The 13,580-nt window shown below is 70.0% G+C and carries 15 protein-coding genes; 12 read left to right on the forward strand and 3 right to left on the reverse strand.

Features of this window, described 5'->3' with window-relative positions:
- Nucleotides 1-14: 14 nt before the first annotated feature.
- The 5 genes from atpA to FHU36_RS37800 all read left to right on the forward strand — a co-directional run bounded on the left by atpA (nt 15) and on the right by FHU36_RS37800 (nt 4,927).
- Nucleotides 15-1,664 carry a F0F1 ATP synthase subunit alpha gene (gene atpA, locus FHU36_RS37780; RefSeq protein WP_185088821.1) on the forward strand — a complete coding sequence of 550 codons (1,650 nt, stop codon included), beginning with the start codon at nt 15-17 and terminating at the stop codon, nt 1,662-1,664.
- 3 nt (nt 1,665-1,667) lie between these two features.
- Nucleotides 1,668-2,570: a F0F1 ATP synthase subunit gamma gene (locus tag FHU36_RS37785; protein WP_185088822.1), complete on the forward strand. Its 903-nt coding sequence runs from the start codon at nt 1,668-1,670 to the stop codon at nt 2,568-2,570.
- Between the two features lies 1 nt (nt 2,571).
- Nucleotides 2,572-4,017 carry a F0F1 ATP synthase subunit beta gene (gene atpD, locus FHU36_RS37790; protein ID WP_185088823.1) on the forward strand — a complete coding sequence of 482 codons (1,446 nt, stop codon included), beginning with the start codon at nt 2,572-2,574 and terminating at the stop codon, nt 4,015-4,017.
- Between the two features lie 98 nt (nt 4,018-4,115).
- On the forward strand, nt 4,116-4,517 hold the full coding sequence (locus FHU36_RS37795) for a F0F1 ATP synthase subunit epsilon (RefSeq protein WP_185088824.1): 402 nt from the start codon (nt 4,116-4,118) through the stop codon (nt 4,515-4,517).
- Nucleotides 4,518-4,540: 23 nt separating this feature from the next.
- Nucleotides 4,541-4,927 (forward strand): DUF2550 domain-containing protein, encoded by a 387-nt coding sequence (locus tag FHU36_RS37800; protein WP_221497119.1) that lies wholly within the window; start codon nt 4,541-4,543, stop codon nt 4,925-4,927.
- A 170-nt stretch (nt 4,928-5,097) separates the two neighbouring features.
- Here FHU36_RS37800 and FHU36_RS37805 read toward each other — a convergent pair whose 3' ends face one another.
- Nucleotides 5,098-5,688 (reverse strand): cob(I)yrinic acid a,c-diamide adenosyltransferase, encoded by a 591-nt coding sequence (locus FHU36_RS37805; protein WP_185088825.1) that lies wholly within the window; start codon nt 5,686-5,688, stop codon nt 5,098-5,100.
- 126 nt (nt 5,689-5,814) lie between these two features.
- Here FHU36_RS37805 and FHU36_RS37810 point away from each other — a divergent pair, with 126 nt between their 5' ends.
- From FHU36_RS37810 to FHU36_RS37825, 4 genes are all read left to right on the forward strand, one after another.
- Nucleotides 5,815-6,711 (forward strand): ABC transporter ATP-binding protein, encoded by an 897-nt coding sequence (locus FHU36_RS37810; RefSeq protein WP_185088826.1) that lies wholly within the window; start codon nt 5,815-5,817, stop codon nt 6,709-6,711.
- Complete coding sequence (locus FHU36_RS37815; protein WP_185088827.1) at nt 6,708-7,817, forward strand: ABC transporter permease; 1,110 nt, start codon at nt 6,708-6,710, stop codon at nt 7,815-7,817. Before FHU36_RS37810 ends, FHU36_RS37815 begins: the two co-directional genes overlap by 4 nt.
- Before the next feature lie 10 nt (nt 7,818-7,827).
- Nucleotides 7,828-8,997: a sensor histidine kinase gene (locus tag FHU36_RS37820; RefSeq protein ID WP_185088828.1), complete on the forward strand. Its 1,170-nt coding sequence runs from the start codon at nt 7,828-7,830 to the stop codon at nt 8,995-8,997.
- Nucleotides 8,998-9,090: 93 nt separating this feature from the next.
- Nucleotides 9,091-9,408, forward strand: coding sequence for an STAS domain-containing protein (locus FHU36_RS37825; RefSeq protein ID WP_185088829.1), 318 nt, complete (start codon nt 9,091-9,093; stop codon nt 9,406-9,408).
- Nucleotides 9,409-9,541: 133 nt separating this feature from the next.
- Here FHU36_RS37825 and FHU36_RS37830 read toward each other — a convergent pair whose 3' ends face one another.
- Both FHU36_RS37830 and nucS read right to left on the reverse strand, forming a co-directional pair.
- Nucleotides 9,542-10,084: a TetR/AcrR family transcriptional regulator gene (locus FHU36_RS37830; RefSeq protein ID WP_246503068.1), complete on the reverse strand. Its 543-nt coding sequence runs from the start codon at nt 10,082-10,084 to the stop codon at nt 9,542-9,544.
- Between the two features lie 297 nt (nt 10,085-10,381).
- The gene (nucS, locus tag FHU36_RS37835; RefSeq protein WP_185088831.1) at nt 10,382-11,044 is read right to left on the reverse strand and encodes an endonuclease NucS; all 663 of its coding nucleotides are present in this window, start codon (nt 11,042-11,044) and stop codon (nt 10,382-10,384) included.
- A 36-nt stretch (nt 11,045-11,080) separates the two neighbouring features.
- Between nucS and FHU36_RS37840 the strand changes: the two genes are divergently transcribed.
- The 3 genes from FHU36_RS37840 to FHU36_RS37850 are packed head-to-tail and all read left to right on the forward strand — an operon-like array spanning nt 11,081 to nt 13,560.
- A complete protein-coding gene (locus FHU36_RS37840) occupies nt 11,081-12,529 on the forward strand; it encodes a 3-hydroxyacyl-CoA dehydrogenase family protein (protein WP_185088832.1) in 1,449 nt (482 codons plus the stop codon).
- Nucleotides 12,526-12,816, forward strand: coding sequence for an Rv1322 family protein (locus tag FHU36_RS37845; RefSeq protein ID WP_185088833.1), 291 nt, complete (start codon nt 12,526-12,528; stop codon nt 12,814-12,816). Before FHU36_RS37840 ends, FHU36_RS37845 begins: the two co-directional genes overlap by 4 nt.
- 39 nt (nt 12,817-12,855) lie before the next feature.
- Nucleotides 12,856-13,560 (forward strand): alpha/beta hydrolase, encoded by a 705-nt coding sequence (locus FHU36_RS37850; RefSeq protein WP_185088834.1) that lies wholly within the window; start codon nt 12,856-12,858, stop codon nt 13,558-13,560.
- The last annotated feature ends 20 nt before the right edge of the window (nt 13,561-13,580 follow it).

The following is a 13,580-nucleotide window of genomic DNA, read 5'->3' on the forward strand; positions in this document are numbered from 1 at the left end:
GAGACAGAGTAGAGATGGCGGAGCTTACGATCCGGCCGGACGAGATCCGGGACGCGCTTGAGCGCTTCGTCCAGGCGTACGAACCGGAAGGCGCCGCGCGCGAGGAGATCGGGACCGTCGTCGACTGTGGCGACGGCATCGCCCATGTCTCCGGCCTTCCCTCGGCGATGGCGAACGAGCTGCTCGAGTTCGAGGACGGCACGCGCGGTCTGGCCCTGAACCTCGACACCCGTGAGATCGGTGTCGTCATCCTGGGCGACTTCAGCAAGATCGAGGAGGGCCAGACGGTCCGCCGGACGGGCGAGGTCCTGTCCGTGCCCGTCGGTGACGGCTTCCTCGGCCGCGTGGTCGACCCGCTGGGCAACCCGCTCGACGGCAAGGGTGCCATCGAGACCGAGGGCGTGCGCGCCCTTGAGCTGCAGGCCCCCTCGGTCGTCCAGCGCCAGCCGGTGAAGGAGCCGCTGCAGACCGGCATCAAGGCGATCGACGCCATGACGCCGATCGGCCGCGGCCAGCGCCAGCTGATCATCGGTGACCGTGGCACCGGCAAGACCGCCGTGGCCGTGGACACCATCCTCAACCAGCGCGAGAACTGGGCCACCGGCGACCCCGACAAGCAGGTTCGCTGCGTCTACGTCGCGGTCGGCCAGAAGGGCTCGACGATCGCGCAGGTCAAGGCCCGCCTGGAGGAGGCGGGCGCGATGGAGTACACGACCATCGTCGCCGCCCCGGCCTCCGACCCGGCCGGTTACAAGTACATCGCCCCCTACACCGGTTCGGCCATCGGCCAGCACTGGATGTACCAGGGCAAGCACGTCCTCATCGTCTTCGACGACCTGACCAAGCAGGCCGACGCCTACCGCGCCGTCTCGCTGCTGCTGCGCCGCCCGCCGGGCCGTGAGGCTTTCCCGGGTGACGTGTTCTACCTTCACTCGCGGCTGCTGGAGCGCTGCGCGAAGCTGTCGGCCGACATGGGCGGCGGCTCGATGACCGGTCTGCCGATCATCGAGACCAAGGGCAACGACGTGTCGGCGTTCATCCCGACCAACGTCATCTCCATCACCGACGGTCAGTGCTTCCTGGAGACCGACCTGTTCAACGCCGGTGTGCGCCCGGCCATCAACGTCGGTATCTCGGTCTCCCGAGTCGGTGGCTCGGCGCAGGTCAAGGCCATGCGCAAGGTCGCGGGCACGCTCAAGCTGTCGCTGTCGCAGTACCGCGACCTGGAGGCGTTCGCCGCGTTCGCCTCCGACCTCGACGCCGCCTCCCGCGCCCAGCTGGACCGTGGTCAGCGTCTGGTCGAGCTCCTCAAGCAGCCGCAGTACTCCCCGTTCCCCGTCGAGAAGCAGGTCGTGTCGGTGTGGGCCGGCACCACCGGTGAGCTGGACGAGGTGCCGACCGAGGACGTCCGCCGGTTCGAGGGCGAGTTCCTCGAATACCTGCAGAGCTCGCACAAGGGCATCTTCGACTCCATCCGGGAGACCAAGGAGCTGTCCGACGACACGGTGACCGCCCTCAAGGACGCCATCACGGAGTTCAAGAAGGGCTTCACCACCTCCTCGGGTGAGCTGCTCGTCAAGGACGAGCCGGTCGCGCCGCTCGGCGCCGACGAGGTGGGCCAGGAGAAGATCAAGAAGGTCGTCCGCCCGGCGGAGAAGAAGTAGGACATGGGTGCCCAGCTAAGGCTGCTGCGGCGGCGGATCAACTCGGTCAAGTCGACCGCGAAGATCACGCGCGCCCAGGAGCTCATCGCCTCCTCGCGGATCGTGAGGGCGCAGCAGCGGATGCAGGCGGCGCTGCCGTACGAGCGCGAGATCACTCGCGCCGTCACCGGCGTCGTCAGCAACGCGGCGAGCGTCGACCATCCGCTGACCGTGGCGAAGGAGAACCCCGCCCGCGCGGGCGTGCTCATCGTCACCAGTGACAGCGGCTTCTGCGGTGGCTTCAACGCCAACGTGCTGCGCGAGGCCGAGGCCCTGCGCGGGCTGCTGGAGGGCCGCGGCCTGACCGTGCTGCCGTTCGTCACCGGGCGCAAGGGTGTCACCTGGCACTCCTTCCGCCAGCGGGAGATGGGCGGCAGCTGGGTGGGCTTCTCCCGGAAGCCCGCCTACGCCGACGCCAAGGAGATCGCCGACACGCTGATCGAGTCGTTCAAGGACGACAACGGCATCGACGAGATCCACATCGTGTCGACCGAGTTCGTCTCGATGCTCTCGCAGAACGTCGTGGTCCGTCGGATCCTCCCGCTGGAGGTCGAGGAGACCGAGGTCAGCGAGTCGACCGCGATCCCGCCGTACTTCGAGTTCGAGCCGACCGCCGGCGACGTCCTCGAGTCGCTGTTGCCGCGTTACGTGGAGTCACGCATCTTCACGGCGCTGCTGCAGTCCGCGGCCTCCGAGGAGGCCGCGCGGCGGCGCGCGATGAAGTCCGCGACCGACAACGCCAACGAGCTGATGCGGGTGCTGACCCAGCAGATGAACCAGGCTCGTCAGGCCGAGATCACCCAGGAAATCAGCGAGATCGTCGGTGGCGCCAACGCGCTCGCTGACGCCGCAGCGGGGAAAGAGTGAAATGACTGCAGAGGCTGTTGAGACTGTAGAAAGCGCCGCGGCAGGCACAGGCCGCGTCGCGCGCGTCACCGGCGCCGTCGTCGACGTGGAGTTCCCCGTCGAGGCGATGCCCGAGATCTATAACGCGCTCAAGGTCGAGGTGACCCTCGGCGGCGAGACCAAGACCCTGACCCTCGAGGTCGCCCAGCACCTGGGTGACAACCTCGTGCGGGCCATCTCCATGCAGCCCACCGACGGCCTGGTCCGCGGCCAGGCGGTCACCGACACCGGGGCGCCGATCTCGGTGCCGGTCGGCGACGTCGTCAAGGGCCACGTGTGGAACGCGCTGGGCGAGACGCTCGACGTGCCCACCTCCTCGCTCCAGATCAACGAGCGCTGGGGCATCCACCGGCCGTCGCCGCCGTTCGACCAGCTTGAGTCCCGCACCGAGCTGCTCGTCACCGGCATCAAGGTCATCGACCTGCTCACCCCGTACGTGCAGGGTGGCAAGATCGGTCTGTTCGGCGGCGCCGGCGTCGGCAAGACCGTTCTGATCCAGGAGATGATCCGCCGCGTCGCCCGCAACTTCGGTGGCACCTCGTGCTTCGCCGGTGTGGGCGAGCGCACCCGCGAGGGCAACGACCTCTGGCTGGAGATGGAGGAGGCCGACGTCCTCAAGGACACCGCGCTGGTGTTCGGCCAGATGGACGAGCCGCCGGGCACCCGTCTGCGGGTCGCCCTGTCGGCGCTGACCATGGCCGAGTACTTCCGCGACGTCCAGAAGCAGGACGTGCTGCTCTTCATCGACAACATCTTCCGCTTCACGCAGGCCGGTTCCGAGGTCTCCACGCTGCTCGGCCGTATGCCGTCCGCCGTGGGTTACCAGCCGACGCTGGCCGACGAGATGGGTGTACTCCAGGAGCGCATCACCTCGACGCGCGGTCACTCGATCACCTCCATGCAGGCGATCTACGTGCCCGCCGACGACATCACCGACCCGGCCCCGCACAACGCGTTCGCGCACCTCGACGCGCAGACCGTTCTGTCGCGGCCGATCTCGGAGAAGGGCATCTACCCGGCGGTGGACCCGCTCGACTCCTCCTCCCGGATCCTCGACCCGCAGATCGTGGGCGAGGAGCACTACCGGGTGGCCCAGGAGACCAAGCGGATCCTGCAGAAGTACCGCGAGCTCCAGGACATCATCGCCATCCTCGGTATCGACGAGCTCTCCGAGGAGGACAAGGTCACCGTCCAGCGGGCCCGCCGCATCGAGCGCTTCCTGTCGCACCCGATGTACGCGGCCGAGGCCTTCACCGGCCAGCCGGGCGAGACCGTTCCGCTGGACGAGACCATCGCCTCGTTCAAGGGCCTGTGCGCCGGCGAGTACGACCACCTGCCCGAGCAGGCGTTCTTCATGGTCGGCGGCATCGACCAGGCCATCGCCAAGGCCAAGGAACTCGAGCGCTAAATCGCCCGGACTGGAGGGCGAGCTTTGCGCGCCCGCGGATACGGTGATGGCACGGCTGCCGGCCGTGCCATCACCTGATCGGAAAGGAACCTACACAAGTGGCGAAGCTACGCGTAGGGGTTGTCTCACCCGAGCGTGAGATCTGGTCCGGCGAGGCCGACATGGTGATTGCCAAGACCGTGGACGGCGAGATCGGTATTATGCCGCAACACGCACCCGTCCTCGGGGTCCTCGTCGAGGGTGGCGTGCTGCGGGTGAAGCGCGAGGGTGCGGGCGACCTCGTCGCGGCGGTGCACGGTGGGTTCATCTCCGTGGCCGACGACGAGGTGTCGGTGCTCGCGGAGGTCGCCGAGCTCGGCTCGGAGGTCGACGTGGCGGCCGCTCGTGACGCTCTCGACCGCGCTCAGGCCTCCATCGAGGCCAACCAGGAGGACGCCGACGCGGCGGTCGAGGCCAAGCGAGCCAGGGCCCGGCTGCGCGCGGCAGGCGAAGAGGTCTGACGACAGCGAGCCAAGGGGGCGGCATGGTGGTGGCAGCGACGATTCTCATCTGTGTGCTGCTGGCCGCCGCCCTGGTGGTCCTGCGAGGACTCGCCCTGGCCCGCTCGCGCGGCAGCGTCCCCTGTCGGCTGCGCGTACGCGACCAGGGCTGGCGCAGCGGGGTAGCCCGCTACGCCGACGGGGAGCTCCACTGGATTCCGCTCATAGGTGTGCGACTGAGGCCGCGCCACGCGATCGCGAGGCGCGGCCTCGTCGTTTCGTCACGGCGCGAGCTGGACGGCGGGCTCTACGCGATCGACTGCGGGGGCACGACGCGCGACATCTCCCTCGCGATGAGCGCCGACGCGCTCACGGGCTTCCTCTCCTGGCTCGAAGCCGCGCCCCCGAGCGCATACCTCGACGTCGCTTGATCTGTCACGGCACGGCCTGGCCGGCCGCCACCCGCCGCACGGGGCCGGGGGCCTCCAGGAAGACGCCCGCTGACCGGATGACGGCGGGCCGCCGTCACGGCGTCCTGCCGGCCGTCTGAAGGGTTTCGACGGGCCCGCCTTGCCCCAGGTCATGGACGGCCCTGGGGCGGCTAGCGGGTGCCGCCCGGGCGCCAGAGGATCTCGTCGCCCGCGTGTGCGACCCGGCAGGCGATGAAGAGCAGGTCCGAGAGCCGGTTGAGGTAGGTGGCCGTCAGCGGGTTCATGTCGTCGTGGGCCTCCAGGGCCGCCCAGGTCGAGCGTTCGGCCCGGCGGACCGTCACCCGGGCCAGGTGCAGCGCGGCCGTCGCCGGGTCACCGCCCGGCAGGATGAAGCTGCGCAGCGGCTTCAGCTCGGCGTTGAACCGGTCGCACTGCTCCTCCAGCCAGTCGATGTACGACTGCTCCACCCGCAGCGGCGGGAACTCCGGATCGGCGACCACCGGCGTGCACAGGTCGGCGCCCACGTCGAACAGCTCGTTCTGCACCCGCGTCAGCATCTCGGCCAGCTCGGCGGGCAGCGTGCCGTGGGACAGGGCGAGCCCGAGGTGGGCATTGGCCTCCTCGACGTCGGCGTAGGCGGCCAGCCGGGTGTCGGTCTTGGCGGTGCGGCTCATGTCGCCCAGCGTCGTCGTCCCGTCGTCGCCGGTGCGGGTGTAGATGCGGGAGAGCACGACCGGCTTGTCCTTGTCCTGGCGCGTCATGCGCTCAGCGTAATGACAAATGTCATCCGAAAGGGACTCAGGGCGCACAGCAGGGTGGTGATTTCGGCGACTACAGGGCGAATCTGGCGCACGCCAAGATAGACCCATGATGAAGGAGAGGACCTGATGCTCGAGATCAGCGAGTTGCGCAAGCGTTTCGCGGGCGGCCCGGACTCGCCGGAGGGCAAGCTCGCCCTGGACGGCATCGGCTTCGCCGTCCGGCCGGGCGAGATGTACGGGTTCGTCGGCGCGAACGGCGCGGGCAAGACGACGACCATGCGGATCGTGATGGGCGTGCTCCAGGCCGACTCGGGTTCGGTCACCTGGCAGGGCAACCCGCTGACGGCCGCGGACCGCCGCCGGTTCGGCTACATGCCGGAGGAGCGCGGGCTCTACCAGAAGATGCGCGTGGCCGAGCAGATCGAGTACTTCGGCCGCCTGCACGGGCTCAGCCAGGCGGCGGCGACGAAGGCCACGGACGACCTGATCGACCGGCTCGGCCTCGGCGAGCGCAGGAGCGACGCCGTCGAGTCGCTGTCGCTGGGCAACCAGCAGCGGGTGCAGCTCGCGGTGGCCCTGGTGCACGACCCCGACGTGCTCATCCTGGACGAGCCGTTCTCGGGGCTCGACCCGATCGCGGTCGACACGCTGGCCACGGCGCTGCAGGAGCGCTGCCGCGGCGGTGTGCCGGTGATCTTCTCCAGTCATCAGCTCGACCTGGTGGAGCGGCTGTGCGACTCGGTCGGCATCGTCTCGGCGGGCCGGATGGTCGCCAGCGGCACGGTCGGCGACCTGCGGGCCGCCGAGGGCCGCACCCTGCGGGTCGTGGTGCGCGAGGCGGCGCCGGGCTGGGCCGACGGCCTGCCCGGCAGGCTCACCGTCAGGGATGACCGGCACGAGCTGGCCACCTCCACCGGGGACGACCAGGAGATCCTGCGCCGCGCCATGAAGGCCGGCCAGGTCGAGCACTTCGGCTACGAGCAGCCGACCCTCACCGAGATCTTCAAGGAGGCCGTGGCGTGAACACGCTGATGCTGGTGGCACGCCGGGAGATCACCACCCAGATCCGGACGAAGGCGTTCGTCATCGGCCTGTTCGTCACGGCCGTGCTGGTGGCCGCCGTGGCGTTCGCGCCCAAGCTCATGGGCGGCCCGGACGAGTACACCCTCGGCACGGTCCACTCGCAGCAGCTCCCGGTGCAGGCCGCGGCGCCCGACGCGAAGATCGAGTGGCGGGCGTTCCCGGACGAGGCGGCGGCCAGGAAAGCACTGCTCGACGGCGACGTGGACGCGGTGCTCGTCGACGGCGCGAAGGTGCTCACCGACGGTAAGATCGAGTCGGAGCTGGGCGTGCTGCTGCAGAGCACGCACCGGGAGGCCAAGCTGGGCGCCTCCGGCGTGCGGATCGAGCCGCTGCAGATGCAGTCGGTCGGCGCCGACACCCGCTACCAGGAGGCGCGCACCGGGATCGCCGTGGTGCTGACGCTCGTCCTCTTCATGCTGATCATCGGTCAGGCCATGATGGTCGCCATGGGCGTGGTGGAGGAGAAGGGCAGCCGGATCGTGGAGATCCTGCTCACCTCGATCCGCCCGTGGCAACTGCTCGGCGGCAAGATCATCGGGCTGGGCGTGCTCGGCCTGATCAATCTCGGGACGATCCTCGTGGTAGGCATCGCCGCGTCGTTCGTCTCGGGAGTGGCGGTGGACTTCCCGCCCGGCACGCCGGGCATCGTGGCCGGGGTGCTGGTCTGGTTCGTGCTCGGCTACGCGTTCTTCGCCACCCTGTCGGCGGCACTCGCCTCGCTGGTGTCGCGGCAGGAGGAGGTGGGCAACGTGATGTCGCCGCTGACCATGCTCATCATGGTGTCGTACTTCATCGCCTTCTACGCGACCGCCGAGCCGACCGGCACGCTGGCCACGATCATGTCGCTCCTCCCGCCGTTCTCGTCGATGGTCATGCCGGTCCGGATGGCCGCGGCCGAGGTGCCGCTGTGGGAGATCGGGCTGTCGATGGCGCTCATGGCCGGGGCCGTGGTGGCGGTCCTGTCGTTCGGGGCGAAGGTCTACGAGCGGGCCGTGCTGCGCACCGGGGCCAGGGTCCGGCTCGGCGAAGTCCTGCGGGCGAAGTAGCCGGACCTCGATGGACGCGATCACGCGGGCGCGGCGGCTGTGCCGGTGGGTGCTGGTCTCCTTCCTGGTCCTGGTGTGGTTCATGCTGGCCCTGCTGGTCGTCAGCGAGATCGCCCAGGGGAAGGCACAGTGGTGGCGCCTCGGCCCGGCCCTGGTGGCCGTGGTGGTCTTCAGCCGGTACTACCTGCGCATCCTGGACGCGGCGTTGGAGTCCCGGTACGCCACCAGGGAGGTGGTGGTGTCCGGGGCTCTCGCCGTGTTCGCCGCGGTCATCGGCGGCGGCGACCCGATCGGCTGGGGCATGGTGACGATGGCGTGGCTGTCGGTCGCGACGGTGGGCGTCCCGCTCTGGCGGGCCGTGTGGATCTCGGTGGGCACGTTCGTCGTGGCCGTCGGCATCGGCGTCGCCGGCGTGCTCACCGGCTACAGCCTGATGATCGACGGCCGGGACGAGCCTGAGGTGCCCATCGTCTTCCTGGTGCTGATCTACACGATCATGTGCGCGAGCTTCCCGCCGTCCAACCGGCTCTGGGTGTGGATCTACCGGCTCGCCCTGCAGGCCCACGAGGGACGGGAGGCGCACGCCCGGCTGGCGGTCGCCGAGGAGCGGCTGCGCTTCGCCCGCGACCTGCACGACCTCGTCGGCCACCAGCTCTCCGCCATCGCCGTCAAGACCGAGCTGGCCGTACGGCTGTCGGACGCGAACACCCCGGCGGCCAAGGCCGAGATGGCCGAGGTGAACGCGCTGACCCGCAAGGCGCTGCGCGAGCTGCGGCAGGCGGTGCGCGGGTACCGCGAGCTGGACCTGCCGGCGGAGCTGGAGAGCGTGCGCAGCGTGCTGGAGGCGGCCGGGGTGCGGTGCGAGCTGCGCCTGCCCCACCGCGACCTGCCCGGCGAGGTGAGGCCGGTGTTCGCCTATGCGGTGCGGGAGGCGGTGACCAACGTGCTCAAGCACAGCTCCGCGACGTTCTGCGACATCACGCTCCGGTTCACCACCGAGGTGGCCGAGCTGCTGGTGCGCAACGACGGCGTGGTGCGCCGCCAGGCGGCCGATCTGGGCAGCGGCCTGTCGGGGCTGGGGGAGCGGCTGGCGGCCATCGGCGGCGAGCTGAGCGCCCAGCCGACGGGCGACGGGCACTTCGCCCTCCACGCTGTCGTGTCACTGCCGATTCGTGGGTAGTGGGGGAGTATCGGGGACTACCCCCCGCCCACTGCCGTGGGCAGGCATGACGACACCGCGCGGGTGCGCGCCGGTGTGAGCTGAGGAGGTGACATGCGCGTCCGGGGCAATCCGAAAGCCCAGGTGGTGCAGATCGGCGTCCGGCTGGATGCCGGCACGTCGGCCGGGACGCGGTCACAGCTGCACGACGCGGTCGACTCGGGTGCGGGCGACCTGATCCTGGATGTCTCCCGGCTGGAAGTGATCGACGCCACCGGCCTGGGCGTGCTCGTGGGCACGCATCGGCGTGCGGTGGCGGCGGAGCGTCGCCTCGTCCTGCGGGCGGTGCCCCCGCGGGTCATGCGGATCCTGGCGGTGACGCGGCTCAACCGGGTGCTGCACGTCGAGGCGGAGGAAGCGGCCGTGGCGTGATGCCACGGCCGATTTCCGCACCTCGATAGTCGTTGATGCTTCAATCATTTCGGTCTGCCGCGGCCTCTGCCGCGATTTCAAATCCATCCGAAAACGCGATTAATGCGGTTCTTAATCCCGGAGTTGTATGCCCTCATGTACCGCCGAGTGACTGTCTGAAGATGTGCGTGGCCACCTCGACCAGTTCGTCCAACTCCGGCGGCTCCTCCGACAGCAGCCATTCGATGAGCAACTCTTGTAGCGCTCCAATGGCTGCGATGGCCACAAGCCGCCGGGAGGGCGAGGCGGTGGCCGGAAAATCGGCGGACGCCTCCTCGACTAGGCGGGCGAAGGACTGGACGGCGCGCTGGCGTGATGCCGTGAGGACATCTCCTGATCTGCGCACCTCCAGATGCATGATGCGGGCCCGCCGCCAGTCGGCCGTCGCGAATTCGACATACGCCCGAATCCCGGCCTCCACCCGGCCGTCCAGTGTGTCCGGCGCCTCCTGCAGGGCCTTGGTGACGTAGGCGAAGCTCTCCTCCACGCATCGCTCGTGCAGGGCCTGGAGGAGTTCCTCGCGCCCGCCGAAGCACTCGTAGAAGGCCCGGTTGGAGATCCGCGCCTCCGAGCACAACCTTTCGATCGTCGTCGACGCGAAACCTGGCTTCGCGTATAGCGTGTACGCGGCCGTCATCAGCCGCTCGCGTCTGTCTGCCAGCCTTTGCTCAGCTGACATTCCCCGGTAAGACCGGTTCACAATCCACCCGTCCAACATGATCGTGGCCCCCAGAGCACACAATTATGGACGGATGATCGGCTTCTGGGAAAGGGCGAAAAGTTTACCTCTTACATCGGCCGTGCAAGAACGTGACAATCCTGACCGATGGCTCAAACCTTGAGGGTGCCTAAGCTCGGGCGACACGCCCCTTTCCGGCCGGGACGAGGCGCCGGCGCGGTCCTGGAACGGGCCACCGCGGCGGGTGTCACGCGTTCAGAAGAGGGTGGGGTTCTCCGGCTCGATGCCGCGCAGCGCGTCGTAGTCGAGCGTGACGCAGCCGATGCCGCGGTCGGCCGCCAGCACGCGGGCCTGCGGCTTGATCTCCTGGGCGGCGAAGACGCCGCGGACCGGGGCGAGCAGCGGGTCGCGGTTGAGCAACTCCAGGTAGCGGGTGAGCTGCTCGACCCCGTCGATCTCGCCGCGCCGCTTGATCTCGACGGCCACGGTGGCGCCCGTCGCGTCGCGGCAGAGGATGTCGACCGGGCCGATCGCCGTCATGTACTCGCGCCGGATGAGGGAGTAGCCGTCGCCCAGCGTGGTGATGTGCTCGGCGAGCAACTCCTGCAGGTGCGCCTCGACGCCGTCCTTGATCAGGCCGGGGTCGACGCCCAGCTCGTGGCTGGTGTCGTGGAGGATCTCCGCCATGGTCAGCACGAGCTTCTCGCCCGTCTTGCCGTGGGTGACCGTCCAGGTCTCGCCGTCCTCCTTGAGCTTGCACGGCGGGTTCATCCAGTTGAGCGGCTTGAAGGCGCGGTCGTCGGCATGGATGGAGACGCTCCCGTCGGCCTTGATGAGCACCAGCCTCGGCGCCATCGGCAGGTGAGCCGTGAGCCGTCCGACGTAATCCACGCTGCATCGCGCGATGACCAACCGCATGACGGTCCACCTTAGCGGCTCTGGAAAACTGGACGCATGGCGTTCGAGAGGGTGGGAGTCGTCGGCCTCGGCACGATGGGGGCCGGCATCGCGGAGGTCTTCGCGCGGGCGGGGCTGCGGGTGATCGGTGTCGAGGCCGACGCCGAGGCGCTCGCCCGCGGGCGCGGGCACCTGGAGAGGTCGACCGGCCGGGCGGTCGAGCGAGGCCGGCTGAGCGAGGCCGAGCGCGAGGTGATCCTCCGGCGGGTCACGCTCACCACCTCGCGCGACGACCTGAGCGACGCCGACCTGGTCGTGGAGGCGATTCCCGAGATCCTCGACGTCAAGGTGTCGCTGTTCGCCGACCTCGACCGCATCTGCAAGCCGGAGACCGTGCTCGCCACCAACACCTCCTCGCTGTCGGTCACCGCCGTCGCCGCCGCGACGGGCCGCCCCGGCAGGGTCGTCGGGATGCACTTCTTCAACCCGGCGCCCGTGATGCGGCTCGTCGAGGTCGTCGGCACGGTGGTGACCGAGCCGGGGGTGGTCGACGAGATCGCCGGCCTGGCGCGGCGGCTCGGCAAGACGCCCGTGGTGGTGGGCGACCGGGCCGGGTTCGTGGCCAACCGGCTGCTCCTGCCGTACCTCAACCACGCCGCCGTCCTGCTGGAGAACGGCGTGGCAGCGCGTGACGACATCGAGGCGGCGATGACGCTCGGCGCGGGGTTGCCCATGGGGCCGTTCGCGCTGCTCGACCTCATCGGGCTCGACACCGCCTACGAGGTGATGTGCGTGCTGTTCGACGAGACCAGGGACCGCCGGCACGCGCCCGCGCCGCTGCTGCGCGAGCTGGTCACCGCGGGTCTGCTCGGCCGCAAGTCCGGTCGTGGCTTCCACGGCGAGCGGGCGGCGCACCAGGAGGCCGGCCGGGCCGCGTTCGTCACCTGCCGGGTCGAGGGCGAGGGGTCCGGCGCGGTCGCCGAGCGGCTGACGCAGGCCGGGTTCAAGACGGCCGATGATCCCGACGTGGTGCTGCGGCTGTCCGACCGGCCCGTGGTGGAGCACGCCGTGAGGTTGTCGCGCCCCGAAACCCTGGTGGGCGTCCACCTCGTCGGCGAGCGGGTGGCCGAGGTGGCCGCCACGGCCCTCACCTCGCCCGCGGCCGTCGCGGCGGCCCGCGACCTGATGAAGGTCATCGGCCGCACGCCGGTGCCGTGCCGCGACCGGGCCGGCTTCGTCGTGGACGCGCTGCTCCACCCCTACCTCAACGACGCCGTCAGGATGCACGAGGCCGGCTACGCCTCGATCGACGACATCGACGCGGCCATGCGGCTCGGCTGCGGCTACCCGGCGGGGCCGTTCGAGATGCTGGAGTCCATCGGCCTGAGCCGCGTGCGCGACGGGCTGAGAGCCCTCTACACCGAGTACCGCGAACCCTCCTACGCGCCGGCGCCGCTGCTCGACCACCTGGTCACGGCCGGCCTGACCGCCTTCCCCCGGCCGTGAGCCCGCGCCGTGCCCGCCGCCGGGACGACTCTCGTCCCGTCGGCTTCCCCCGGGGCATGGACCGGGTCGAGGAGTGGCCCGACGGGGAGTGGAAGGTGCGCATGCTGACCGGCGCCTCCTCGGCCAAGAACTACCGCTGTCCCGGCTGCGACCAGGAGATCCCCGGCGGCCAGCCGCACCTGGTGAGCTGGCCCAACTGGGCGGGCGGCGACGACGAGCGCCGCCACTGGCACACGACGTGCTGGCGCAAGAGACTGGACCGTGGCCCGGGCCGAAGCCGCTACTGACGCGGAGCCCGGCAACCCCCATCACGAAAGAGGACCAAGGTGGAGATTCGCGCGGCGACCGTGCTGCCGGCCAGGCGTGAGCCGATCGAGCTGCACACCGGTGACGGCCTGACCCTGGTGGGCGAGCTGGCCCTGCCCGAAGACCGGCCGCCGGTGGCCACGCTGGTCACCCTGCACCCGCTGCCGACCCACGGCGGCTTCATGGACAGCCACCTCTACAAGAAGGCCGCCAACCGGCTGCCCGCCCTCGCCGACCTCGCCGTGCTGCGCTTCAACACCCGCGGCACGTCGTCCGAGCGGGGCACCTCGCAGGGCGCGTTCGACGGCGGCGAGGGGGAGCGGTTCGACGTGGCGGCCGCGCTGGAGTACGCCGAGTTCCACGACCTGCCCCGGGTGTGGGTGGTCGGCTGGTCGTTCGGCACCGAGCTGACGCTGAAGTGGGCGCACGACCCGCTCGTGGAGGGCGCCGTCCTGCTCTCGCCGCCGCTGCACCGGGCCACCGACGACGACCTCGACTCCTGGGCCCGGTTCGGCCGCCCGCTGGTGGTGCTCGTGCCGGAGTTCGACGACTACCTCAAGCCCGACGACGCCCGTGCCCGCTTCGCCCGGGTGCCGCAGGCCGAGGTCATCGGGGTCGAGGGCGCCAAGCACCTGTGGGTGGGCGAGCCGTACGTGCGCATCGTGCTGGACGAGATCGTCAAGAGGGTGAACCCGGCCGCGTACCCGCTCCCCACGCACGTCTGACAATTTTCTCCACATCCGAA

Origin of the sequence: Nonomuraea muscovyensis (assembly GCF_014207745.1) — a bacterium.
Taxonomy (GTDB): Bacteria; Actinomycetota; Actinomycetes; order Streptosporangiales; family Streptosporangiaceae; genus Nonomuraea; species Nonomuraea muscovyensis.

What these genes read in the sequence shown, in the direction of transcription:
- atpA (WP_185088821.1), top strand. Translation starts at nt 15, where the DNA reads ATGGCGGAGCTTACGATCCGGCCGGACGAGATCCGGGACGCGCTTGAG.
- FHU36_RS37785 (WP_185088822.1), top strand. Translation starts at nt 1,668, where the DNA reads ATGGGTGCCCAGCTAAGGCTGCTGCGGCGGCGGATCAACTCGGTCAAG.
- atpD (WP_185088823.1), top strand. Translation starts at nt 2,572, where the DNA reads ATGACTGCAGAGGCTGTTGAGACTGTAGAAAGCGCCGCGGCAGGCACA.
- FHU36_RS37800 (WP_221497119.1), top strand. Translation starts at nt 4,541, where the DNA reads ATGGTGGTGGCAGCGACGATTCTCATCTGTGTGCTGCTGGCCGCCGCC.
- FHU36_RS37805 (WP_185088825.1), bottom strand. Translation starts at nt 5,688, where the DNA reads ATGACGCGCCAGGACAAGGACAAGCCGGTCGTGCTCTCCCGCATCTAC.
- FHU36_RS37810 (WP_185088826.1), top strand. Translation starts at nt 5,815, where the DNA reads ATGCTCGAGATCAGCGAGTTGCGCAAGCGTTTCGCGGGCGGCCCGGAC.
- FHU36_RS37820 (WP_185088828.1), top strand. Translation starts at nt 7,828, where the DNA reads ATGGACGCGATCACGCGGGCGCGGCGGCTGTGCCGGTGGGTGCTGGTC.
- FHU36_RS37825 (WP_185088829.1), top strand. Translation starts at nt 9,091, where the DNA reads ATGCGCGTCCGGGGCAATCCGAAAGCCCAGGTGGTGCAGATCGGCGTC.
- FHU36_RS37830 (WP_246503068.1), bottom strand. Translation starts at nt 10,084, where the DNA reads ATGACGGCCGCGTACACGCTATACGCGAAGCCAGGTTTCGCGTCGACG.
- nucS (WP_185088831.1), bottom strand. Translation starts at nt 11,044, where the DNA reads ATGCGGTTGGTCATCGCGCGATGCAGCGTGGATTACGTCGGACGGCTC.
- FHU36_RS37840 (WP_185088832.1), top strand. Translation starts at nt 11,081, where the DNA reads ATGGCGTTCGAGAGGGTGGGAGTCGTCGGCCTCGGCACGATGGGGGCC.